The 26991-nt window shown below is 31.2% G+C and carries 16 protein-coding genes and 2 pseudogenes; all 18 read left to right on the plus strand.

Annotation, left to right across the window (positions count from 1 at the left end; translation table 11 throughout):
* Positions 1 to 536 precede the first annotated feature (536 nt).
* The 18 genes and pseudogenes from istA (at position 537) to WY13_RS01435 (ending at position 26830) form a co-directional block, all read left to right on the plus strand.
* Positions 537 to 2082 (plus strand): annotated as a pseudogene (istA, locus tag WY13_RS01360) (IS21 family transposase).
* A complete protein-coding gene (gene istB, locus WY13_RS01365) occupies positions 2082 to 2828 on the plus strand; it encodes an IS21-like element helper ATPase IstB (protein ID WP_063553926.1) in 747 nt (248 codons plus the stop codon). The pseudogene istA and the gene istB overlap by 1 nt, the downstream one beginning before the upstream one ends.
* Before the next feature lie 125 nt (positions 2829 to 2953).
* The gene (locus WY13_RS01370; protein ID WP_204377939.1) at positions 2954 to 3961 is read left to right on the plus strand and encodes a hypothetical protein; all 1008 of its coding nucleotides are present in this window, start codon (positions 2954 to 2956) and stop codon (positions 3959 to 3961) included.
* 75 nt (positions 3962 to 4036) lie between these two features.
* The gene (locus WY13_RS22005; protein ID WP_278321759.1) at positions 4037 to 4159 is read left to right on the plus strand and encodes a hypothetical protein; all 123 of its coding nucleotides are present in this window, start codon (positions 4037 to 4039) and stop codon (positions 4157 to 4159) included.
* Positions 4160 to 5241: 1082 nt separating this feature from the next.
* Positions 5242 to 6849: a hypothetical protein gene (locus WY13_RS01375; RefSeq protein ID WP_063553927.1), complete on the plus strand. Its 1608-nt coding sequence runs from the start codon at positions 5242 to 5244 to the stop codon at positions 6847 to 6849.
* Complete coding sequence (locus WY13_RS01380; protein WP_063553928.1) at positions 6830 to 8968, plus strand: hypothetical protein; 2139 nt, start codon at positions 6830 to 6832, stop codon at positions 8966 to 8968. Before WY13_RS01375 ends, WY13_RS01380 begins: the two co-directional genes overlap by 20 nt.
* Positions 8969 to 8978: 10 nt before the next feature.
* A complete protein-coding gene (locus WY13_RS01385) occupies positions 8979 to 10004 on the plus strand; it encodes a hypothetical protein (protein WP_063553929.1) in 1026 nt (341 codons plus the stop codon).
* Positions 10005 to 10008: 4 nt separating this feature from the next.
* Positions 10009 to 15273 (plus strand): DEAD/DEAH box helicase, encoded by a 5265-nt coding sequence (locus tag WY13_RS01390; protein ID WP_063553930.1) that lies wholly within the window; start codon positions 10009 to 10011, stop codon positions 15271 to 15273.
* Between the two features lie 345 nt (positions 15274 to 15618).
* Positions 15619 to 16386, plus strand: a complete 768-nt coding sequence (locus WY13_RS01395; RefSeq protein WP_063553931.1) for an ABC transporter ATP-binding protein — start codon at positions 15619 to 15621, stop codon at positions 16384 to 16386.
* Positions 16373 to 18355, plus strand: coding sequence for an FtsX-like permease family protein (locus tag WY13_RS01400; RefSeq protein ID WP_063553932.1), 1983 nt, complete (start codon positions 16373 to 16375; stop codon positions 18353 to 18355). The genes WY13_RS01395 and WY13_RS01400 overlap by 14 nt, the downstream gene beginning before the upstream one ends.
* A 78-nt stretch (positions 18356 to 18433) precedes the next feature.
* Entirely contained in the window at positions 18434 to 18568 is a 135-nt protein-coding gene (locus tag WY13_RS22010; RefSeq protein ID WP_278321760.1) for a hypothetical protein, read from the plus strand.
* A gap of 59 nt (positions 18569 to 18627) precedes the next feature.
* Positions 18628 to 18825 (plus strand): hypothetical protein, encoded by a 198-nt coding sequence (locus tag WY13_RS21630; protein WP_242866300.1) that lies wholly within the window; start codon positions 18628 to 18630, stop codon positions 18823 to 18825.
* 112 nt (positions 18826 to 18937) lie between these two features.
* Positions 18938 to 19667 (plus strand): annotated as a pseudogene (locus WY13_RS01410) (response regulator transcription factor).
* A 1-nt stretch (position 19668) separates the two neighbouring features.
* A complete protein-coding gene (locus WY13_RS01415; protein ID WP_063553934.1) occupies positions 19669 to 21087 on the plus strand; it encodes a sensor histidine kinase in 1419 nt (472 codons plus the stop codon).
* Positions 21088 to 21274: 187 nt separating this feature from the next.
* The gene (locus WY13_RS01420) at positions 21275 to 22246 is read left to right on the plus strand and encodes a D-2-hydroxyacid dehydrogenase (RefSeq protein ID WP_063553935.1); all 972 of its coding nucleotides are present in this window, start codon (positions 21275 to 21277) and stop codon (positions 22244 to 22246) included.
* A 242-nt stretch (positions 22247 to 22488) separates the two neighbouring features.
* Entirely contained in the window at positions 22489 to 23559 is a 1071-nt protein-coding gene (locus WY13_RS01425) for an HD-GYP domain-containing protein (RefSeq protein WP_063553936.1), read from the plus strand.
* A 17-nt stretch (positions 23560 to 23576) separates the two neighbouring features.
* Positions 23577 to 26426 (plus strand): PAS domain-containing hybrid sensor histidine kinase/response regulator, encoded by a 2850-nt coding sequence (locus WY13_RS01430; RefSeq protein WP_063553937.1) that lies wholly within the window; start codon positions 23577 to 23579, stop codon positions 26424 to 26426.
* 41 nt (positions 26427 to 26467) lie between these two features.
* Positions 26468 to 26830, plus strand: a complete 363-nt coding sequence (locus tag WY13_RS01435; protein WP_063553938.1) for a response regulator — start codon at positions 26468 to 26470, stop codon at positions 26828 to 26830.
* Positions 26831 to 26991: the final 161 nt, after the last annotated feature.

The following is a 26991-nucleotide window of genomic DNA, read 5'->3' on the forward strand; positions in this document are numbered from 1 at the left end:
AACTCATAGCTCTTAACTCAAGGATACTATAATTATTTCATTTGGAAATAACGACCTTCAAATACTCATCCTTGAATATTATAAAAATAAATACTGTTTTACAAAAAACATGATTCCATATCATTGGGATATGATTGTATTATCTTGCAATATATTTTTACAGTTATTAGGTTGTTTCACAAAAGTCGAGGTTGAACCAAAAAAATTAGATAACAATGAGTTTGAAAAAAATGATTTTAGAAGATATTTAAGTTATAAGTATGATCATCCGTCTATCAATATATATGAGTATTTTAAATTATTCAAATATTTTGATGAATTATCTGAAGATATATACGATTTATCAATATATAAAAATTTTTATGAGTTGATTTGAATAATATTTTGGTTTAGAGCCATCATTCCGATATATGAGAGCCATCATGTGCATGATTTAGAGCCACTATGTTCATCATTAGAGCCACTTATAAAAGTTCCCTGTATAATGAATCTATGCACTGTTTTACAGTGTAAATAAATTCAAGGGAGGTCATAACATGACCAAATATCGTGAAATCCTTAGGCTGCATAGCCAAGGTATAAGTCAGCGTGGTATTGCTTCAAGTTGCCAATGCTCACGCAATACCATATCAGCTGTGTTAAAACGTGCTGATGAATGTAGTATCTCATGGCCATTACAGAAAGATATGTCTGATGGTGAGCTGCAAGACATCCTATTTCCAGAAAAGAATATTACCACTTCCAGAAAAATACCTGACTGCGAATACATTCACAAAGAAATGGCTAAAAGTGGCGTAACTCTTAGTCTTTTATGGAATGAATACTGTGAACAATGCAGGCTTGGTAATGAAATACCTCTAATGTATAGTCAATTCTGCAGGTATTATCGTAAATATGCCAATACAACAAAAGCGACAATGCATATAGTTCGCAAACCAGGTGAACAGCTAGAAGTTGATTGGGCTGGTCAAACTGCTGCGATAGTTGATCCTAATACAGGTGAGATTATTGATGCTTATGTCTTTGTGGCAGCTTTATCCTGCAGCCAATATGCTTATGTAGAAGCGTTTTTATCTCAGAACCAAGAGTGTTGGATTACAGCCCATACAAATGCATATAAATTCTTCGGTGGTGTTACTAGAATCCTTGTTCCAGACAATCTTAAGACCGGGGTAGAACGTGTTTCTTGGTATACTCCTATAATTAATAAGACCTACCATGAAATGGCTGAGCATTATGGCACAGCAAGTAATTCCTGCCCGTGTTAGAAAACCAAAAGATAAACCCAATGCAGAAGGTTGTGTAGGTATAATATCAACATGGATTATCGCTGCACTTCGTAATCAGAAATTCTTTTCATTGCGGGAATTAAATGAATCTATTCGTGTAAAGTTATATGAATTTAATAGCAAACCTTTTCAAAAAAAATCTGGAAGTAGGCTGAGTGTGTTTCTCGAAGAAGAAAAATCAGCACTCATGCCACTGCCTGCAACCTTATATGAATTAGCTGCCTGGAAGACAGCGACCGTACAATTTAATTATCACATATCTGTTGAAAAAATGCATTACTCAGTTCCATATGAATATATAAAACATAAAGTGGATGTCCGTATTACCCGAAATATTGTAGAAGTATTCTTTAATAACCACCGTATTGCCTCACATGTAAGACTCCATGGTCGTGAAGGCCAATATAGCACCATAGTAGAACACATGCCAGAAGATCACCAGAAATATACTGCCTGGAACTCAGAAAAATTTATCTCATGGGCAGAAGGTATCGGACCTAATACAGTAATAGTTGTCAAAGCAATTCTATCCTCACACAGGGTGGAACAACAGGGCTATAAAGCCTGCACAGCACTTCTAAAACTAGCAGATAAGTATTCTGTCATCCGGGTAGAAGCTGCATGTAAAAAAGCTTTATCCTACACACCAAGTCCCAGCTATAAGAGTGTCCAAACTATACTAAAAACAGGTCAAGATAAAGTATGTAAGGAGAACCTTAAACCAACTAAAAACACGAATTCTGCAAGCTTTGGCTTTACCAGGGGTGCAGACTACTATGGGAGGAAAAAATAATGGTAAATGAAACTACAATAACTAAACTAAACGAAATGCGTCTTACATCAATGGCTGATTCTTATAGAGAACAATTACAGGACACTTCCTATCAAGATTTAAGTTTTGAGGAACGTTTTGGCCTCATTGTAGACTTAGAATGGTCAAGGCGTAAAAATAATAAACTATCCAGATTAATTAAAAAGGCAGACTTCCGTTTTAACCAGGCGTGTGTAGAGGATATTGAGTATCATGCAGATAGAAAACTAGATAAAGCACAAATAACCCGATTAGCTACCTGTAACTATGTTCAAGAAAAACATAACATAATAATTATGGGTGCATCTGGCAACGGTAAATCATACATTGGTTGTGCCTTAGGTATGGCAGCCTGCCGTAATTATTATACAGTTAAATATATACGTCTCCCTGATCTACTTGATGAACTAACTGTAGCACGAGGAGAAGGCATATTTAAAAAGGTCATGAAGCAGTACAAAAATGTTAATCTTCTAATCCTAGATGAATGGTTGCTTGTACCTTTAAAAGGTACAGAAGCAAGAGACTTGCTTGAAATAGTGGAAGCAAGGCACCAAACTGGATCAACTATATTTTGCTCACAGTTTTCACCCGGAGGTTGGCATGAAAAGATTGGAGAAGATACATTAGCTGATGCAATTCTTGATCGTATAGTTCATGATTCATACACTATATTTATTGACGGTAAAATCTCAATGAGAGAACGCCATGGACTACATGGAGAATAACTACTAACTATTAATATTGCTGAGCCACTTTCATTGGTGGCTCTCTAATGAACACGCTGGCTCTATCAGATAAACATGATGGCTCTCTATCAGTACACACGTGGTTCTAATTCATCATAATATTCATGATTATTTTAGTAGCATCAAAAGAAAATTTATATATTGAAAATAGCATCTTAGAAAAGGAATTTGGAAATATAAAAAATTTAGAGAATTTATTTTTAGATGGTTACAAGATAAAAGACAATTTATTTATTGAAGATAATTTAAGAACAGCATTCAAAGGAAAATTAGGAATAAAATTTTCTGATGGATTATATGTACCACGGGCTTATAATATATTAGAAAATATTTTTAGAGGAATTATAGAAAGTGAGAAATCTAAGGATAAAAAAGGAGACATTTTGGAGGCGTATTCAAAAGATATTATTGGGGAATTTTTCAAAGATATACATCGTACTTCATATGATAATAAGCGAAATGAACAAGACTTAATAATAGAATTTGAAGATAAAATTTTATTTGTAGAATGTAAATCGCAGAATTTTAAAAATATATTTATAGAAGGAAAAGATGCAACTCTAATAAGAGAGGAGCACTTTGAAGAGGTTATTGTGAAAGCTTGTGATCAGTGTCAAAGGGGAAAAGAATATTTGCTAAATAATAAGGTTGCTATTTATTATAATTCTAATAAGAAAAAGGGAAGAAAAAAAGTATTGGAAGTTAATAATGCAAACAATAAAAAAATATTTAAAATTATAGTTGTGTTGGATGAATATTTAGATTTAGCAGAGTTATCTAACAGATATTTAGAGGAAAAATATAAAGATACATGGATAGTTAATATCTTTGCATTGAATAAAATATTATGGACTTCCAATAGAATCAACGGAATAAGTACTTTCTTAGAGTATTTAGAATATAGAACACAAAATAATTTAGGTATAGAGTCAATACATTGTGATGAATTAGCACAGTTTGGTTATTGGATTTCCCCTAATTACAATTTTTATCCCCAAATGGGTATGAATATTAATATAGTTTTAAATAATAATTTTACAAATATATTTGATGAGTATGATTCTTATTTTTATAAGGAATTAGTAAGGGAACTAGGAGCCAGCAACAAGTAAACACTTTATGGCGAGTAGAGCTAAATAAAATGTTACAAAGTTATTAGAATAGAAAAGATTAACTTGAATTATAATGTGAGTAAAATTAATGCTGTGAGGTTTGGTAAGTATGATAGTTTAAATGTTAGAATATTACTTGTAACTAATACAAAAAACTGTACAAAAGCAGTAGGATTTAGTGTGAAAAGATTTAGATGAAGTGCTAGTTTTGATATAAATACTAATAAACAATAAATTTCCTATTATCCACGTAATAGGAAATTTGGAATTTTTGTAGTTATAGCAATAATGGTAAGTCAGTAAATATATGACGAAAAACAAATCAAGAAAAAAGATAAAGATAAACACAAAAACTCTTAAAACAACAATACAAGAATTGTAAGATTCTCGTGATGGAGGGCAAATTGTGCTCACTGGATTTACTTATCAATTTTTATGTTCCTGTTATGTAATTTTATCTTGCAGGTATTGAGGATATAGATCACTATAAGTGTGAGGTAACTTGTAAGACAATCACTCATATACAGTTGAAATATTCTATTCAAAAGCAAGATGCTAGCTTTTTGAAGGATGTTTTGAAAAATTTTTTGCTATTAATGTCAAGATTTAATGCTATTTTAGCATTAATATACCCAATAGATTTTGAATTATGGGGTGTGTATTTTTTGCTTGAGATATGTAGTGTTTAGCAGAATTTAATTTGAAGTCTTTTATGCGTTTTTCCACCAGATTTTTATAAACACTTTTAGCTCCAAGATTGAAAACAAGAATTGTTTTCTGGAGAAATAGAAAGAAGGACTTAAGAGTAAGAATCTTTTAGTAAGGTATAAGGTAAAACAGTTTATAATAATAAAAATTATAAAAGAATTTGATATATATTTGTTTTTTTAGGATTACAGAAAACATGGCTGTATTTGCTGGAAAAAATTATTGTAAGCTTGTTTAATAGGATTGAGATAGAAGTTGTAATTGAAAGTAAAAGTTTGTAAGTATAACTAGTTGGAGGATGATAGAGCTATTCTTAACTGGCTATTTTTGTTTGTAAACAATATATTATGAATTCATGTATGATGATTTAATGGTAGTTTTATAAAAAACATGGAAAAATGTTGTATTTTTATGTATAATTATGATATATATTTATTGCAAATATATTTTAAAAATTTTATGTTATATTGGAATTGTATGTATATGAAAAAGTTTGTAATAAAACTCGAAGGTGCTTTTGTCTATTTGACAGACATTATTATTTGTATTTAGTTTAAATGAGGGGGTTTCTAATGAAAACTGCAATATATCATTATTCATTAGGAAAACAAAAGGAGGTTCAAGCAAGTGATTTCATACGTGGCAGTAGTTTTCCACCTGGGAAATTTACTTGTCCAGAATGCGGAGAGAACGTATTCTTAACATCGAGAAAGTATTCAATTCTTTTTAGTCATTATGAGAAGAAAGAAACATCGCCTGAATGTGATAGAAGGGTTGATGGAAAGTCGTCATTAACAATATATGAGAGAATTGGATTACCATTGTATTTGCGGATTAACAATGGTAATTTTTATCTAAGTATGGGGTTTAGGCCCATTTCTTTTGATATTTTGCAGACAGCCAGTAGAGAAGGAGCCTACATAGAAATTTCTGAAAACGTAAGAAATAGTTTAAATAAATATAAGTATTTTATAAATCAGGAAAGGTTTTATTCAGATGCGACGACTTTTATACCAATTGATTTTATACCAAGACATGAGCATCAATATAGTATTTCATTTTCAAAAGGTGATAGTGGGTATTCTCTGAAAAAAATATGGTCGGATTATGCAGATGGATTTTCTAATGCAGGGGCATTATTCACGTCAAATGAGTGTGGAGGAAAGAAGATTAGGCATGGAGATTCAATATCTTCCAATAAAGATTACTATTGGGTGCGAAAAGATACTGAGATACCAAAGTATATTTCTGGTATAGAAATGAAGTTATGTGGAAATTTAGTTTTGAAAGATGAGAAATATTATGTTTTTAAGGGAAGTTTTATTGCTAGCTTGTCGAATCAACGTCAGTTTAGACAATTGGCAGGTTACCTAAAGAAATATATGAAAGTATTTTTACTTGAAAAGCAGCCTGAGATAATACCATTATGGCCGCCATGTGTCAGAGTATGTGATGGTTATGATGTATCTGATGTTGGAAAAGATATATTTTGTAATGTTGTTTCTGGTAACGAAACTCCTAAGGTATTTATATATCAAAGCAGCAAAATTTATCCAAGAGAACCTTTGATAAAAAAGACAAGTGCAGAAAATAGAATAATTTCATTTAGAATATCTAGTGAATCAATATTAGTAAACGTTGATAGAAAGATGATTTCGACAGGAACTTACTTTAAATATACGAAAACGGAATTAGAAGAACTGGAAAGTGAAATTGTTGAGATAGAAAATAACGAATATTGTGATGTAAATTCATTACACCAGATTCGTACAGATAAAGAATTAAAATTTCAGACTCTTACTGATGTAGAAGTAATAAGAGTTGACAGAAGAGGCAACATTAGTAAATCTAAAAGTACTGATGGCACATTAGAAATAAAGGAATTGATGTATCAGGACAGAATTTATATTTTATCACATAATCGTCTGATCTATTCAGCTAATATTGAAAGAGAGAAGATTAGTAGTTATGATGACATTAAACTATATGATCTTTTGAAAGCTCATAATAAAGATGTAAGGGTAGTAATGCCAGTAGGTGTGCGGAAGATAATTATTAAGATGTTAATTTCATATAGTGCCTCGAAAAAATATTTATATGATTACTTAGAAAAAAATACGATTCCAGTTACACTTGCAAATTTGTTGGGAGGAAATAAAAATGCTAGATGGAGGTTATAGATATTCATTATGTGTATCATATCTAGGAAAGGCAGGACAACCATTGTCATATAGGGTTGCAGACTTTAATACAGAAAAAGATTGCTTTGAAAAAGCTTATTATACACAAAAAGATAATATTGGATATCATGGAGTCTTTAATCCAGTTATTATTGGTGCCAATCCAGAAGAACTTACCATGTATCAGGCAGAAATTCGAAAATGGGTGCCAACAGAATATGACAATACTAAGCAATGGTCGTATCCTTTTAAAGAATATGAAGGAGAAATTTATGAGGTAATAAAACCGCAAGAGTTTAATAAAATTGATGTAGTGACAGATAATAAGATACGGGAAGTATTACAACGTGGAATAATTATCAATGAAGAGATTGATAAAAAATTTTTAATGGTTATAGATTCTGTTGGAGATAGTTTTGTAGTGATTAGATGTAGTAAGAGTGATTTTATTCAGGATGCCAATCTTTATTATATTTCAGAAAATGTAAAAGATATGTTGCATACAAAACATTATTTTCAAAAGTACCAAATAGAAAAACAGGATGTAGTGTCAACTCAGTTGCTTATAGATACACTGTATGCAAGCAATATTAAAAATGTAAGGTGTTTTTATTACAGGACGGAATTGGAGAATACATTTGGCAAATTTTATATTAGAAGTGTAGAAAGCTATACAAATACCTTCCTTACCAAATATTTTAAACAGCATAAGGAAAAATATCAGTTAACAAAGAATGAAATTAGAAAATTATTAGATATAATGAAGCAGGTAAAAAACAGTGAAGCTGAAATAAATGAATTTTTTGTGCAAACTGGCTATGATTATGAAATTGCTAAAGATGCTATAAATCAATATGCTGATCATATCATCCAAGCTTTTTCTAAACCATCAGAACTAGATGTCATTATAGAACGGTGTTTGCTAAATGATGAGAATATTTATAATCAGTGCATAGAAACGGTAAAAGAACAATGGTTTAAAGAAAGTGATAAGGATAGAGAAGAAAAGCAACAGGAAATACAGAAAATAGCAAGTGAAGCAAAAAAATGTTCAGATGAACTTGAAAATGTAAAAGAAAAAATAAAGGAAAATGAAAAAAAGCTGGATACAACACAGGTTAAAGTTGATGAAGCTGAAGGAAAACTACAAAGTCTTGTAGATAAAAAAGCTAAAATAGAAACTGATATTAAGCAGCATATAGATAGATTTCGAAATGATATTGTTTATGCTACAGAATTAATAGGAGTTGCAGGAGCAGTAGGAAGTAAAGGTGGAAGGGAAAATACTAATATAAAGTTATATATTCGCCATGCTGAACGGATTCCAGTTGATAGATCAACTGAAGTAGATGATATTAGTGATATAGTGGAGTTCTGTGAGGAATTATCTGATAATATTTCCCAACATTTTGAAGAAGAATTTGAGTTATCAGCTACGGTGATATCTGCTCTAGTAAACGATAAAGCTATAATTTTGTCTGATAGTGTTGGAGAAATTATTGCTAATGATGTATCTGCCTTAGTTGATGCTTCTACTGCTGATTATGTATTTATTTCCTCAATTCAGGAAGATTTATCGGAGATTATTAATTTGATTAATGAATCTGAAATGAAAACAGTGTATATAGATGGAGTTGTTAATGCATTTAATGAATCTATATTTATTGGAATTTGTAAAAATTGTAAAAATAAGCACCTTTTCTTTGGCTCAGGAACAAAAGATATAGTAAATATGTTATCAAAAAATATTTGGAATTATGCAATATACTTGGAAACAGAAAACTATGTATGTGTACCAACAAAAGAAAATTTAAGAATAGGAAACTATGATTTGTTACAGATAAATATTCAGTCAGAGGAGAAGGAAGTTCTAAAATATTATAAGCAGATGAAATTATTTGTAAGACAAGGATTAATGACAAATAAAATCGGAGTTGATTATGCTTATTTGTTGAGTTCTTATCATCAGATTATAGCAGGTGACAGGATGGGAATTCCGTTATTATATTCCATATACTTGTGCTGTAAAGGCAATGACTCAGATAGTGATGAGTATGAAGAAAAGCTCAAATCTTGTAAAATTAATGAAAGTGATATAGAAAAATTAAAAAATCGTTAGAAGGTATATGATGGAAGATAGTTTAGTGTTTACAATTGCTAAGGATACTAAAATAAAGCCTTATGATGGTGAATCACAAGAAGAATATTTAGGGCGGTTAGTATATTCTGCTATGGGACATTGGCTCAAAGTTATAACTTTGGATACAGGTAATCAAGATGGGGCTTCGCGTACAAAAAGTAAAAGTTATGTGTTTTCTCGAGGAACAGAGATTTTAAATAATATGATTTTAGCTGTGCCAGAATGTAGAAAATGGTTTTGGAATTCTTATAATGAATTACAGCGTAAAGAAGAACATCCAGTTAGAATTTTACGTGAAAGAATGTTAAATGCAGGTGAGCTAATAGAAACAGATTTAAAAAATAATATTGGAGTGCCTAGAGAGTATAGAAAACCATTCATAGAAAATTATGAAAGAGTTTTGGGATTAGGAAGTACAATCAATAGTGATGAGTTCTATATTGGAGTAACCAGAATGAAAAAAAGTTCAACAACCCAATGTGAAGAAAATGCTATAGTGAATTCATGTAAATTTCTTAATTGGTTAAAGAAGACAGCAAAGTGGGAAACAATCAATGATCTGTCAGGATATGAATTTTTTCAGCCATTAAGTAAAGCCGCTCCGTATAAATCATGGACTAATATATTTCTATGTATGGAATCAGGTGATATTGTACTAGGTAGGATAAGGCTTTTTAATGATTTATATGAATATTATTTATTGAAAAAAGAAGATAATCAAATTTATATACATAAATTATCATCAGTACTAAATGAGTTTAAAGAAGAACGTAGAATTTCACTGGCATTACGAAAAATATCTGGTAATGCCATGAAGGCAAAGGCAGAAGTAAAAAAAGAAGTAGTAATATTAAAGTTTTTTTGTAGGTTGCCATTGGTAGAAGAAAGAATATTTGAAACATATTGTTGGCCTCAAAAATGTATTAATGACAAGATTAATTATGTGGTGCCTATTGCATTATGGTGTTACTTCAGAATGATACTGGAATCACTGCAAATAGAAGTAAAGGAGTAAGCTAATGGATGAATATAGTATTCAGAATACACATGAATCTTTGAAGGGTAGACTGCTGGATTATATAAAAACAGCATATTTTGGTAAAAATGATGAGTTAAGAGAATTATGTGATGATGAATTAGAAAGAAAAGGTGTCTTATGGCAAGAACCATATATTGAAGCCAATCCAGCATATAAAGTGTCACAAAATGGCATTAAAAATGGTAAAGATATAGATGAACAGGTAAAAAACATATTAATAAAAATGTATGAGAACAAATTGGGTGTTTATGCAAATCCATATGTACATCAGATTCAATCTATAAAAAACTTTTATAAAGGTAATGATTTATTTGTTGCAACTGGTACTGGTTCAGGAAAAACAGAATGTTTTATGTGGCCTATGGTTAGCAAGTTAGTATTAGAGGCAAAAGAATCGCCAAAGACATGGCAACAAAGAGGTGTTAGAGCTATGATGCTCTATCCAATGAATGCACTTGTTGCTGATCAGCTTAGCAGACTAAGGAAAATGATAGGTGATAATAAATTTTATAATATGTTTGTGAGCATTGCAGGAGATGCTAGAATACCTCAATTTGGTATGTATACAGGGAGAACTCCTTATGCAGGGGAACAGAAAAAATCTCAAGATATGATATTAGCGAAGACATTAAGAAAAGATCTGGTGGAGAGAGATGCTGTGACAAAAAAGCAGCTTGTTGATATGGGAAAATATCCTGCAAAGTATGATTTGGAATCTTATATTGATGCTTTAAGTGAAGGAAATCATGTAACTAATAGTCGTGATGCAGAAATGATATCAAGATTTGAAATTCAGAAAAAAACGCCTGATATTTTAATTACAAACTATTCTATGCTGGAATATATGTTAATGCGTCAAAGTGAACAGGGAATATGGGAAGATACAAAAAAGTGGCTTGAAATGTCACCATCTAATAAATTGTTATTTATTATTGATGAGGCACATATGTATCGTGGAGCAGCAGGTGGTGAGGTAGCATTACTGATAAGACGATTTATGCATAAGCTTGGAATAAAAAGAGAACAAATGCAGTTTATCTTAACTAGTGCCAGTATTCCTGGTAATGGAAATAAAAAAGTTACAGAATTTGCATGTGATCTAACAGCAGAAAATTATGGAAATAACAGATTTAAAATAATTACTGGTGAACGGAATAAAATAATATTTGATGGGGCAAAAGAAGTTAAAGCTCAGGTATTAGCAAAATTTGAAATTGATTTGTTACATGCTGGTGGAGAAAGGAAGTTACAAGCAATAAAGAACTTTGGAAATATTGCGGGACTTAATACTTCATCATGTAATTTTTCTTCTGATGCTGATGTGGAGCAGTGGCTTTTTAAAGAATTAAATAAGTTTGCACCATTATTAAGAGTGATGGAATGCTGTAGGGGGAAGGCTATTAAATTTAGCGAACTCGCTAATAAGGTCTTTCCAGATGAACCAGTAGAAATAGCTCAAAAGGCAACAAGCGTTGTACTTTCAATTGCACCATTAGCAAAGAACAAAGATGGACAGGTTTTATTCCCATCCAGACTTCATATGATGTTTAGGGGGTTACAAGGTGTATATGCATGTGCAAATCCTAATTGTACTGAAAAACAAGGTGAATCAGATTTACCTATAGGGAAGATATACTTAGGTATGCATGAAGATGTATGTAAGTGTGGAGGAAAAATATATGAATTGGTGAATGATAGAACTTGTGGGGCATTATTTTATAAAGGATATATAGATGAAACAGAACCTGAAAATAAATTTGTATGGAATAAAAATGGTGATTTCGTAAATCAGACTTTTAAGGAAGTACATTATTATATAATACCTAAAAATGTACAATATACGCCGCCTAAAGGTAATACGGCAATTAGAACAGCATGGTTTAATGGTGTAGCTGGAAGAATTGAAAATGATGATACACATGCGGGAAAGCACCATTATGTACATGTGGCATATAGTGAAAAATCCCCCAAGGATCATCCAGAAGCTTTGACCTTTGCTACTTGTCCTAAATGTGAAAAAAGGCATTTAAATATAACAGATTTTTCAACAAAGGGTAATGAACCATTTTTCCATTTAGTTTCAGAACAGCTAATGCTTCAGCCACCAGTAATTCATGACCCAGAAAAGTTGGAACTAACACCTAATGCAGGTAGAAAAGTTCTATTATTTTCTGATAGTAGACAAAAAGCAGCTACTTTGGCAAAGGAATTAACAGCAGTTGCTGATGAAGAAGCTATAAAGAAGGCAGTAACAGTTGCGGCACTATTATTGCAGGATTGGGCTAAAGAACGTAATGTTGAGCCTACAATGGATTTATTATATGTAGCTTTTTTGAAAGTGGCATATGAAAATAAGTTGAGATTCTTCTATGGAGAGAATGAGATAGATTTACATGATCATTTAAAAGAGATGGAAAAGGCTATAAAAAGTGTTCAAAGAAGAGGAAAGCAAATAAATTATGCGAACTTAAGGAAGAATACATTTGGTACTATACCTGAATTATATTCAAAATATCTGTTAAAACATTTATGCAGCAATTTTCGCTCCCTCACTGATTTGGGACTATGCTGGGTTGAACCATGTGATGAAGATTTGATTGATAGAGTATTAAATGATTTGGAAGATAGTGGCATAGAAGTAGAATATGACAAACTTATATCACTGTTTTCAGCATGGGCAGCAGAGATAATGACAGATAGTTATGCTTATGATCATAGAATTAAACATAAAATTAGAAAAAACATTACAAATATAAAACGTTTTGGAGTGGATAAGGACGGAAAATTTCCAAAACGATATGAGAAGTTATTGATTGAACAGGGATATAGCGAAAAACAAGTTAAAACGATTTTTCAACAGTTTATGCGTTTTACTCAAAAAGGTGAAGATAACAATGAATTTAACTATTTAAATCCGGAGGTAATAACGCTGAAATATGGTGTAAACCATAAATGGTATAAATGTCCAAGTTGTGGAAGAATATTTCCGTTCAAATTGTGGAATAAATGTGCTTTGTGTTGTAAAGGTGAGCCAAGAGAAATGACAGAAAAAGAATTTCAGGGGATTGACTTTTGGAGAAAGCCTGTACTAGATGCAATTATGGGTAAGAAGAATGCCTTAATGACACGTATCAATACTGAGGAACATACAGCTCAATTATCACATAAAGATCAGCGACTGGATATGTGGTCTACCACAGAAGAATATGAAATGAGATTTCAAAATGTATATATTGATGATAAAGGTCCAGTAGATATCTTGAGTTGTACAACAACAATGGAAGTGGGCATTGATATTGGTTCATTAACCGCAGTAGGACTTAGAAATATACCACCAATGAGAGAAAATTATCAGCAGCGTGCTGGACGTGCAGGTAGAAGAAGTTCTGCCATATCTACGATAGTGACATATACGGATAATGGCCCGCATGACAGTTATTACTTCAATAATCCAGATAAAATTATAGCTGGTGAACCAAGAATACCGGGCATAGATATTAATAATTCAAAATTAATATACAGGCATTTAAATGTTATATATGTATCTAAGTTCCTATCCAGAATAAATTTAGGAGCAAATGAAATTGGTGTTATCAGCTTTATTCATAATTATTATAGGGAGTTCTTAAATTTTCTTAAAGTAAATCCTTTGAAAGAAGATGAAATAGCAAGATTAGTTCCCGAAGAAAAAAGAAATGAGATAGATAACTTGTTAATGAAATTTAAAACTGCTTTAGATAAACTAAAAGAAAAAATACAAGCATTTGAAGATAACTATATTGATTCTGAAAAGAAAGAGAAAAAATTGCTTGATGTTTTATTGGAAGAAGGTATATTCCCAACATATTCATTTCCTAGAAGTGTGGTTGGATTCAGTATAGAAAATAATTATGGAAATAAGGTTGAGCAGGAGCCAGATAGAGCTTTAGACATAGCTATAAATGAATATGCTCCTGGAAGATTGATTGTTGTTAATAAAAGGACATACAAATCAGGGGGAATTTACAATTTCCATTCTAAATTTAATGATGAAGAAAAATACCATCCAGCAAGAAGGTATTTTGAAAGCAAAGACTATTATAAGCCGTTATTTTACTGCAATAATCAATCTTGTAATTGGGTAGGATTCCAGGAGCCCAAAGGAAAGAAATGCCCGTTTTGTGGAAATGAAAGTATTAAGTTTCAACATTTATTGAAGCCTTGGGGGTTTGCACCAGTTAACGGACAGAGTATACGAGAAGCTGAAGCTGAGGCAGAAATGTCATATGCAGAATTACCTAGCTATGCAGCACCTATTAGTGATCAGGATATGATAAAATCAGATAAATATCCATCATTGAGATTTGCTAGATTGACAAGTCAACCATTAACTATCCTTAATCAAGGTCCTGATGGTGAAGGCTTTACAATTTGTGAAGCTTGTGGTGCAGCTGTACCTGGAGATGATAAGAATGCATTAAAACATATAGGACAACCATATAGACATCCTTATGTTAGAGAAACTTGTTCTCATCCATCAGATAAAATTACCAACACTTTTTTGGGTCACCAATTTCTTACTGATATGGTGCTTATGGAAATTAGTATAGATCCTACAAAGGTGAATACGTATACCGATGGATTATGGATTAGAAGTGCGGCGCAGACATTATCTGAAGCAATGATACTAGCAGCAGGTCAACTATTAGATGTTGAATTTAATGATTTGAAGGGTAGCTACAGATTAAGATATTCTAAGGAAAAAGTTTGTGTTGATATATTCTTATTTGATAGTCTATCCAGTGGTGCTGGATATAGTTCGCTTTTAGCTGGAAGAATAGTGGAATTAATCGATAGAACTTATGAGGTTCTGGATTGTAAGAGCAATTGTGAAACAGCATGTCATGATTGCCTGAAGCATTTTTGGAATCAAAGAGTTCAAGATTTATTGGATAGGTTTGCTGCAAAACAACTATTAGATTGGTGTAAGTATAATAAATTAGCTAATATAATTAATTATGAAAATCAGAAGACTTTACTTATGGGATTAAAAGAAACTGCATTAATTGATTCAGAATTCGATATAAATTTTGAGAACAATAAAATTTTTGCTATCAAAAATGGAGCAAAGAAAGAAATTTATGTATATCCGGCAATGTGGAACTCTGATAATCCTCAAATACCAGATGGAAGCATAAGAATATCTGATAAGATGCTTAAAAAGGCTTTGCCAATGGCATATACAATCATTCGGGGAAGATTATAAGTTGAAAGTATAGCAAGGTGCATTCTTCGATGATTATAATAAATTTAGAACATGATATGCTAAACTTTATATGTGGATAACTAAAAAAGGCAAAATTGTATTAAGTAATATTTCCACATGCCTCACATATGAAGAAATCTCCACTACTAACAAGAAAAAAATATAAGTGGTATAACTGAAAAGGTAGTAAAGACCTCATGCCAAGGTTTTGCTATCTTTTTCTTATGCCAATGATTAAAACTGAGTAAATCAAACAAACTTAAGATGAAATTAAGACTATTTTAAATCCACCTTAAACTCATACATATACAATCTAACTGAAGTCAAATACAGGAGGAAATTTCAATGAATATAATGGAAGTTAGAGATGTAAAAAAGGTGTATGGTTCAAAACATGGAGGAAGCAAATCAAATGCATTAAATGGGGTGAGCTTTTCTGTTCAAAAGGGTGAATTTCTTGGAATTATGGGACCTTCAGGAGCAGGCAAATCTACATTATTAAATGTAATATCAACTATTGATACTCCAACCTCAGGTACAATTGAACTTAATGGAAAAAGTTTTTTAAATCTTAATGAAGATGAGCTATCAATGTTTAGAAGAAAGCAGCTTGGATTTATTTTTCAGGACTACAATCTTCTTGATACTTTAACCTTAAAAGAAAATATTATTTTACCACTTTCCTTATCTAAGGTAGATGTAGAATCTATGGAAGAGAAATTAAAAAAGATAAGCAGCATCTTGAATATTGAAGATATACTAGGAAAATACCCTTATGAAGTTTCAGGAGGTCAAAAGCAAAGGGCTGCAGCTGCAAGAGCTATAATAACTGATCCAGAAATAGTCTTTGCAGATGAGCCTACAGGAGCACTGGATTCAAAATCTTCAACAGAACTTTTAAATAATCTTTCTTTATTAAATAAGGATAATGGAGCCACAATTGTTATGGTAACTCATGATGCATTTGCAGCAAGCTACTGTGACAGAATTATATTTATAAAGGATGGAATACTTGATACTGAGATTGAGAAAACAGGCAGTAGAAAAGATTTCTATAATAAAATACTAGGCACTCTTGCTAAAGTAGGAGGTGCTGAAAGTGACACTATTTAATCTTGGAATAAACAATGTAAAACACAATTTTAAAAATTATGTTTCTTATTTTATAAGTACATTAACCTCAATTTTCATTCTTATGATATTTTATTCCATATACTATAATCACGAAATACAATTACTTAGCTCAAGCAAGGTTAAAGTTGGAGCTATTTTTAAAGCCGCAGCTTTTGTAGTTATAATATTTTCAGCTGTTTTCATAGGTTATGCCAACAGTTTTTTTATAAAAAATAAAAAGAAAGAAGTTGCTATATATTCACTACTTGGTATGAAGAAGAAAGAAATAGGCACACTGATGTTCTTTGAAAATATCTTTCTAGGGATATTAGCCTTAATTGCTGGTGTACCATTAGGAGCAATTACCTCCAGGTTCTTCTTAAAAATACTTAATGTATGTATGAAATCAAACAAGCCTATACAATATACCTTTGATATTAGATCTATAGTAATGACGATTTTTGTTTTTATGATTATATTTTTGTTAAACTCCATAAAAGCTTACGGAATAATATATAAGTTCAGGCTTATAGAGCTCATACATGCGGCTAAGGAAGGAGAGAAGAAACCTAAATTTTCTAGAGTTTTAGCATTATTATCATTAATAATGGTGATTAGCGGATATATTGGTGTATTAAAAATGAATTTGGAGTCTGGTGGAGCCCAAATGCTGTACAAAGGCCTTCTTATAATGCTGCTTGTTGTTGCAGGAACTTATATATTGTTCAACAATTTAATAATTTATATCTTTAAGCTATTTGAGAAAAATAAAAAAGCTTATTATAAAGGAGAAAATCTAATAGGAGTATCTCAAATAATCTACAGAATTAAAGGAAATTCTAATCTTTTAGCAACCATAGCTGTTGTATCTGCTGTTGCCATTACAGCATTATGTTTTACTTTTAGTCTTAATTTGACACTTAATAAAGTTGCACCAAGTGGATGTCCGTTTTCAATAATGTATCAAAGCGGCAGCAAGGAATTAAATAAAAAAGTTGAAGCGGTTATTAATAATCATAAAGAAGTTAAAACAACTTATAAAACAGATATTGTAATGATAAATGGAAGCGGGCTTACACCAAAATATAAGAGTCCCTTTGAGAGAGATTTAAAGGCTCCTTTTGATATGTTTATAATGTCAGCATCTGAATATAAGGATATTGTAAATAATTCAGGTTTTAATGATGGTACAGATGTTGTCGATAGAGCTAAGGACATTAAAATTAATAAAGAAAATCAATGCTTTTTCATTGAAGTAAGTAATTCAGCTGAAGCAAGAGGGAGACTTGCAGGTGATGAGCTTAATGCAACTATTGGAGGAAAAGCTTATAAACTTGATATCTCCGACTCAAGTAAAAAATGTGTTTTAGGAGTTAAATTTCAAAAAACAACTATAGTAGTACCAGATACATTTTTTAATAAGCTTTTAAATGATAATAGAAATAATACAACTGTTATAAGAGCATATAATTTTGACAATGCATTAAAAAGTGGAAGCGTTGTTACAGCGGCTTCCCAAATGATGCCAAAGGACAAAACTTTTTCTTCTTACTATGACATGTATACTGAGGTTCATACTTTGTATGGAAGTTATGTGTTTATAGGTGCATTCCTAGGTATTCTCTTTGTTGTTTCCACTGGAAGTATAATGTATTATAAACAGTTAACAGAAGCTTATGAAGATAAGAATAGGTACTCAGTACTTTCAAAAATAGGTTTAACTAAGAAAGAGACTTTAAGAATTATATCAAAGCAATTGGGATTTATTTTTTTAATGCCGCTTCTATTTGGTATTCTTCATAGTGTATTTCCACTTATGGCCTATATGAAATATCTCTGTGGTTTTTCAATAACACAGCTGAAATGGATGGGCATGACCATGGGAGTATATGTAGTAATTTATTTATGCTTTTATCTTCTTTCTGTTAAATCTTATATGAAGATTATAAGCAAAAGTGCTGTAGTATGAATATATAGAGCTCATATAAAAAAATTATAGAAAATTTAAAATTTATTTTGTATAATTAACGTGAAAGGAGATGATGCTTTGTCCGCAAAAGGAATAACATATCAAGCAAAGGATGTACTTTTCAAAACTTTAAGTGAAATGTTTAAAGATAAAGCATTAATTATGTATGGATTGGATTATCCTAAGATAGTTGAGATGCTTCCAAAGTGCTAACTTCTACAGATAAGTTTATTGATGAAGAATATGCTAATGTGGTAAGGAGTTGGTTAAAAATGACTAAGGTAGAAAAAATATTTGAAAAAGAAAAAGAAGAGGCTATGAAAGAAACTAGAGATCAAGCTGAAAAGAGTAAAGCAATAGAGATTGCCAAAAATTTAATGGATGTACTTTCAATAGAGATGATATCAAAAAAAACTGGACTAAGCATTGATGAAGTTAAAAAGCTAAAGGAAGACATGAGTAATAATTAGAGGTCATAGGTTTAAATAAATTTATCCAGTTTGGTAAAGTTAAAAAAGCTCAAGTCGTATTCAATTTTAGACTTGAGCTTTTTATCTGCAATAATAAAAGGGGTGTTTTGGGGTGGATTTAATAAGTAATGCAGATAAAAAAATATTACTTATAGATGATGAAGAAGATATAACCGATTTAATAGAGGATATTCTATTAAAAGAAGGCTTTAAAAATATTAGAAAAGCTCACTGCGGATTAGATGGCATAAAAATATGTGAGAGTGAAAAGCCTGATATAGTAGTGCTTGATATAATGCTTCCAGATATTGATGGAATAGAGGTTTGTAAAAGGATAAGACAATTTTCTTACTGTCCCATTTTATTTTTATCTGCAAAAAAATAGTGATGTTGATAAAATCGTTGGACTGAGTATGGGAGGAGATGACTACATTACAAAACCCTTTAGTCCAAGAGAAATTGCCTTTCGCATTAAGGCACAGCTTAGAAGACAGCAGTATGACGGTATAAAGGAAGTTAAAAGTAGTAAAAATGAGAATATAAACATTGGCAGCGTTACTATTGATAAACTGCATAGTCAGGTATATAAGGATGGTTCAGAGGTAAAACTTACAGCAAAGGAGTATAAGCTTCTTTTATATCTGGCAGAAAACTCAAATAAAATAGTCAATAAGGAAAGATTATGTGAGGTAGTGTGGGGAGATGATTATTTTGGATATGATAATACAATCTCTGTTCATATAAGACATTTAAGAGAAAAGCTTGAGAAAAATCCTTCTAAACCGGAAATTATAGTTACTGTAATAGGACTTGGATACAAGCTTGTAAAGAGGAATGAATAGGATGAAAAAATCAGGATACAAGGTAATATTTAATTTATATTTTAAATTTTTTATTGCCTTTCTAATTTTAATTTCAATTTTTTTAGGGATAGGGCTTTATTTATTAAATGTTAATATAAGCAGTGAGAATAGTTATGCTAACTGGAGCAGCTGGCCTGCATATTTTACATCCCATTTTTACAAAGAAATTAGTTTTGATAAAGGCAAACCAAAGCTCACAGATTCAGCAGTAGGTGAATTAAAAAAGTACAAGCTCTCTTTTCAAATTGTTGATAAAAATGGAGATGTGACTTTAGAATATAATGAACCTAAAAGTGCTACAAAACATTATTCTCCAATAGATATTGTTCAGTTATATAAAAATGGAGATAGTGCAGGAAAACATACTATGTTTGTTGGAAGTGTTAATAACAGCGGAGAAAAGTGGACATATATCATAGGGTTTCCTGTGAAAATATCAAAAATAACCTTATACATGAATTATAATAAGGTTTTAAAGATTAAGTTTGTTATATTGGCATTATTTATATTACTTATATTTATTGCTGCAATTTATGGTATATGGATGAATAGTACATTGTTAAATATAACATCAGGCATAAAAAGACTTGCTTCAAATGATTATATTCCCATGAAGGAAAAAGGAAGGTATAAGGATATAAAATGCAGCCTTAATATTTTAGATAGCAAGCTTAAAGCCAGCGAAGATGAAAGAAAAAAGAATCAAACTTTAAGGGAGGAATGGATAGCCAATATTTCACATGATTTAAAAACTCCACTATCTCCAATAAAAGGTTATGCGGAAATATTGAGTGATCCTAAGTATGATGTTACATCTCAGGATGCAAAAAAGTATGGAAAAACAATACTTAGAAATGCAGAAAATTTAGAGAGCATAGTTGAAAATTTGAATTTTACCTATCAATTGAAAAATGGAATGTTTCCTATAAATCGTGAAAATGAAAATTTAGTCCGTTTGCTCAAGGAAGTAATTATAAGTATATTGAATAATCCTAAATATGAAAAAAGAAACATTATTTTTAACTGTGTAGAAGATATTATAGATTTTAATTTTGACAATACACTTTTTAAGAGAGCTTTTACTAATTTAATTTATAATTCAGTAATTCACAATAGTCCCGATACTGAAATAAGAGTTTCTATAAAAAAGGAAGATAAAATATATATAAATATTGAGGATAATGGAAAGGGTATGTCAGAAGAGGAAGTGAAAAAGCTTTTTGAAAGATACTATAGGGGAACTAGTAGTTCAGTAAGTGTTAAAGGTTCAGGACTTGGAATGGTAATTGCAAAGCAAATAATAGAAGCACACGGTGGGAAAATTAATGTAAAAAGTAAGTTGAATGTTGGTACAAGCATATATATAGAATTCTCAAAAGAGAGGGTGGACATAATATGATAAAATGACTACTTTTTTTAAATATTGAGTCATAGGTTATTTATTCTTGCTATGAAAATAGACTGCATTTCTATTTTTATTGGCGGCTGCGAAGTAAGTCATGACTCGTTGAAAAATCTATACAAATTCAATGGAAGAAAATAAATAATTACGTGGTATAATAAATGCTGGAAGGAAGTGATACCATATGAGGATTTTAGTAGTGATTCCACTAAATGAAAATGAAAAAGAAAGACTTCAAGCAAAAATGCCAGAGGCAGAGTATATTTATATATCTTCTGAAGAAGTTACCTGCCAACTTGTAAAAAGTGCTGATATAATTATTGGAAATGTTCCATCAGAGTATGTAAAAGAAAGTAACAAACTTAAATGGCTGCAGTTAAACAGTGCAGGTACGGATGGATACTGTGAACCAGGAGTAATTCCTGAAGGAGCATATCTTACAAATGCCACCGGTGCCTATGGTCTTGCAATATCTGAACATATGCTGGGCATGCTGCTTGAAATTAAAAAGAAGCTGAATTTATATTATATAAACCAGAAAAAACATCTGTGGAAGGATGAAGGAAATGTTACTTCAATAGAGGGAAGTACTACATTAGTTGTAGGGCTTGGCAATATTGGAGGAGATTTTGCAAGAAAGATGAAAGCACTTGGAAGTTATACTATAGGTATAAAAAGAACCAAAGGACAAAAACCGGAATATATTGATGAATTATATAAAATGGAAGCTTTGGATGAACTTTTACCTAAAGCTGATATAGTGGCTTTAAGTCTCCCGGGAACAAAAGATACTTATCATCTGTTTAATAAGGATAAGTTCAATTTAATGAGGAAAGATGCCATTATTCTTAATGTAGGAAGAGGAAGCTGCATATGTACTGAAGATTTATGTTATGCACTTGAAAATAGGATTATTAGCGGAGCAGGTCTTGATGTAACAGAACCAGAACCATTGCCATCTGATCATAGATTATGGGATGCACCTGGAGTTGTTATTACTCCTCATATATCAGGATTTTTTCACCTTCCAGAAACATTGAGGAGAATTGCTAATATAAGTATTGAAAATCTTGAGCATTTTAAAAAAGGAGATCAGTTAAAAAATATAATTGATTTTAAAACTGGTTACAGAACAAATAGGGAATTAAAAAAATAGTTTTAAATTGTAAGAATATTTCCATTATAGTATTAAGGTTCATATATTGAATTGTTTCATTCAGCAGTTTTTTCCACGTTTACTTTCATGCACTAATGTTATAATATAGTAACATGAGCATATGCTAGTCTAACTATTTTCCAGTATTTAAAGTAAATATAGGGTTTTCAATTTACAAATCCTATTATATTTTATAAAAGTTTTTGCAATTAAAAAATCAACTATTTTATTTGGAGGTATATATGAGAGTTATTAGTGTCTCCAACCTGAAGGGGGATGAAATCCTTGGAAGGCAAATTTATGATGAATTCGGTAGAGTTTTGCTTAACATAGGAGTAAGATTAAAACCTTATTATATTAAGAGGATTAAAGAAATTGGAATTAATTGTGTATATATTAATGATGATATATCGAAAAATGTGATTATTGAGGAAAGTGTTTCTCAAAAGACAAGGCAAATGAGTAAACATGCTGTTAGGGAAATGATTGGAACATACTGTCGAGAAGGAAAAACTGATAATAGTAGTATTATGAATTCAGTAGATTCAGTAATTGAGGATGTGGTATCGAATAAAGATGTTTTGATAAATGTTGCAGAAATAAGTGCAAGTGATAACAATATATATTCCCATTCAGTAAATGTTTGTGTATTAGCTACAATAATAGGAACTCATATGGGATACACTGTAACGAAGCTTAAAGACATAGCTACAGGTGCTCTGCTTCATGATATAGGTAAAATAAAAATTATGAATGACAGGAAACTTTTGGATAATTTTAAGACTAAGGAAGAATTAGACAAATATATTACATTAATGCATCCAAAGGTCGGCTATGATTTTTTAGGATCACAGTATATTTGGAATGCATCCATCAAGGTAGTTGCATTAATGCATCATGAAAGAAGTGATGGCAGCGGATACCCTTTAAAATTACAAGGTGATGAAATAAACAAAATTGCAAAGATGGTGTCCATATGTGACGTATTTGATAATATGATATCAGGTAGAAATGGGTTGAAAAGTAAAAGTGTCAACGAGGTTATTGAATATCTTGTTGGTATGAGTAGTACTTATTTTGATGCAGAAATGGTAAGGAAGTTCACTATGAATATAGCTGCTTTCCCAACAGGAAGTGGAGTTATTTTAAGTTCAAATGAAAAGGGCTTAGTAGTAAAGCAAAACAATTCAATGCCAATGAGACCTGTGGTAAAAGTTATATATGATAAAGCTGGAAATTTACTTTTAGAACCTTATGAAATTGATTTATTAAAAGAATTAACTCTTTTTATTACGAAAACCTGTGAGCTTTAAATTTAGGGGGGGATTTTATGAATGGTGAAGGCAATTACCCAGATGTTATCTATTCCGATGGTTTCCTGAAGTTGATTCATAATACTTTTCAGAAATTTTTAGATGTAAATAGTAATAATTATCAGATTGAGTTAAAAAAATCATTGGAGGAAATAGGCTTATTTTTTGATTTGGATAGAATTTTTATCTATTACTTTTCTAAAGACCCTACTTTTATGCAAATAGAATGCCAATGGAATAAGAAAGGTATAAAACCAAAAAGGGAAATTGAGGAGGAAGAGGTAGTTTATGCTTTTCCATGGCTGATTCGCCAGATTAGAAATAAGGATTTTGTTGTGGTAAATAATGTGGAGGAATTTTCTGATGAAGCAGTATTTGAAAAAGAGGCTTTTTTAAAGGAGGAAATCAAAACTTCTCTTATAATTTCATTAAAAAGCGAAAACAAGTTAATTGGATTTATAGGTTATGAGAGTTTATCAAAGCCTGTGACATGGAAAGAGGAGCAAATTAAAATATTAATAGACATTTCAAAGGCTTTTTCAAATACAAGAGCAAGAATTGTAAAGGAAAAAACATATAAAAAAGCTCTTAGTGGGCAGGCAATTTTACTTAATAATTCTGAATCACAAATCTGGGCGTTAAGTAATGTTACTTCTTACGCAGCTGTTAATGAAGCCCATGCGAAGTTTTTTGGAAAGAAGAAAAGTGATTTAGAATATCAGGATTTATACGATATATTTGATATAGATACTGCAAATAAACTTTCTGCAAGTAATTGGGAGCTGTTTCAAAAGAATGAGCCGGCAAAAAAAGAAATTGAGGTTAGAAACTTCAAAGGTGAAAATAGACTGCTTCAAATTAAAAGTAAGCCCCAGAAGGATAAGACAGGTAATATCAAGTATCTTATTTGCACTGCTGAGGATATCACAGAGCAGAGATTAGCAGAAAGAGAGTTATACAAGGCAAAAGAACAAGCGGAAGCAGCAAATATTGCAAAGAGTCAGTTTCTTGCAAATATGTCTCATGAAATAAGAACTCCAATGAACGGAATATTTGGATTCCTCGATTTGCTTCAATCAACTAATTTGTCTTTAGAGCAAAAAGACTTTATACGTGAAGCAAAATCTGCTTCAGAGGTATTATTGCATATTATTAATGATATACTGGATTTTTCAAAGATTGAAGCTAAAAAACTAACCATGGAAAAGATTAGATTTAATTTAAGAAATACTATTGAAGATGCGGTTTCACTACTTGTACCTAAGGCAGTAGAAAAAGGACTTGAACTTTATACCATGATTAGAGCAGATGTTCCTGAAGAAGTTGTTGGTGATCCATCAAGGCTTAGGCAGATATTAAATAATCTTATAAGTAATGCAGTAAAATTTACTAACAAGGGTGAAATTTCTGTTACAGTTGATTGTTTAAAGGAAGAAAATGAAATAGCTGTACTTAACTTTGAAGTAAAAGATACTGGAATCGGAATTCGTAAGGATCATATTGATAAGATATTTAAATCTTTTAGTCAAGCAGATACTTCTACAACTAGGAAGTATGGTGGAACAGGGCTGGGGCTTGCAATATCTAGTGAATTGGTAAAAGTGATGGACGGTGAAATTCACGTTGAAAGTATATTTGGAGAAGGGTCTATATTTAAGTTTGATGTGAGATTGAAAATTGTAAAAGGAGCCTCAGAGCATAAATTTGCGTTTGAAAAACTTGATGGTATGAATATTTTAATTGCTAATGATGATGTAAATAACAGGAAAATTATTAATTCATATCTTCAAGAGACTGGTCTTAAAGTGTTTGAAGCTGAAGACGGCAGTAGTGCAATTACCGCAATTCTTTCAAATGCAAATACAAAAAACAAAATAAATATTGCCATCATAGATTATCAAATGAATGATATGAGTGGTTATGAACTTGCCAATACGTTAAAAACAATACCTTTTGCAAAGGATATTAAATTAATACTTCTAACTCGTATAAATCAAAAGGGAGATGCTGAGGCTGCGAAAGAATATGGTTTTTCATCATATTTGAGTAAACCTGTCAGAAGAGATGACTTACTTGCTTGTATTGCTATAGTATTGGGGCTTAAAAAAGAAGATGGAGAAGGACATAAGGTTATAACGAAACATATAGCTAAAGAAGTAAAAAATGCATTAGAACCAAGAATTTTATTGGTTGAAGATAATAAAATGAATCGTAAAATTGTTATAACTATGCTCAAATCACATGATATGACTTGTGATGTGGCGGTGGATGGTAGTGAAGCATTAAAAGCAGTGTCACAAAAAGATTATGATGTTGTTTTTATGGACTGCCAGATGCCGGTAATGGATGGGTATGAGTGTACATCTAAGATAAGGATGTTAGAAGGAGACAAAAAGCATACTACAATTATAGCAATGACTGCTAATGCCATGGATGGTGACTCAGAAAAGTGCATTAAAGCTGGAATGGATGATTATATTAGTAAGCCTATTAATTTTGATAAGATGTTTAAGATGATAGAAGCCAATACTAAAACGAGAGAATGTGTGGGTGATTGTAATAAAATAATAGATGATAATATCGACTACTTTGTTAAAACTACAGGACTTGAAAAAGATGATGCAAAAGAAATACTTGAAGAATATGTAAGATGTTTACCTGATTTATTGTCAGGTATTAGCAAGGCTATTGATGGTAATGATTTTGATAAATTGGCCTTGGCAACTCACGAGCTAAAGGGTTCTTCTGGAACATTAGGGATAATTCCCATTCATGAATTAGCAATAAAATTAGAGCAGGCAGTTTTAAAACATGAAATAGATGAATGTGTTAGATTTTTTGCTAAAATAAAAGATTTGCTTCACTAAAGAGGATCTTTAAAAATTAGGGATATAAAGGAGTTTTTAATGTGAAAAAGATATTAATAGTTGATAATTCATCGTATATGAGGATATTTGTAAAAAAGATTGTTGAAAAGGGAGGTTTCCAAAGTATATTTGGTGCATCAAATAAACAGGAAGCAGTAGAGATGTTCAAGCTTGAAAAACCAGACATTGTGCTTTTGGATTTGAATATGTCTGAGGCTAGGATGGATGGTGTTGAAGTGCTAACTGATATAATGAAAATTGACCCTAAAGCAGTTGTACTTATCATGTCAGCAGTAGGACATGAAGAAGTAAAAGATGAATGTATAAAACTAGGAGCTAGCGGCTATATTAGGAAGCCTTTTCATACTGAAACTTTATTGAAGACATTAGAAGAATATAAATAAACTTAATGAATACATAGTGATCGTATTGGAGAAATGATATGCTCCAAGGGGATAGAACTCTTTTTATTTTGAACAAATTAAAAGCTTCATGAATATACTAAAATGGAGACATTGGCATAACAGTTACTAGACTTCTTTTGTCCTAAGTATTTAATAGAAAT

Origin of the sequence: Clostridium ljungdahlii (assembly GCF_001636845.1) — a bacterium.
Taxonomy (GTDB): Bacteria; Bacillota; Clostridia; order Clostridiales; family Clostridiaceae; genus Clostridium_B; species Clostridium_B ljungdahlii_A.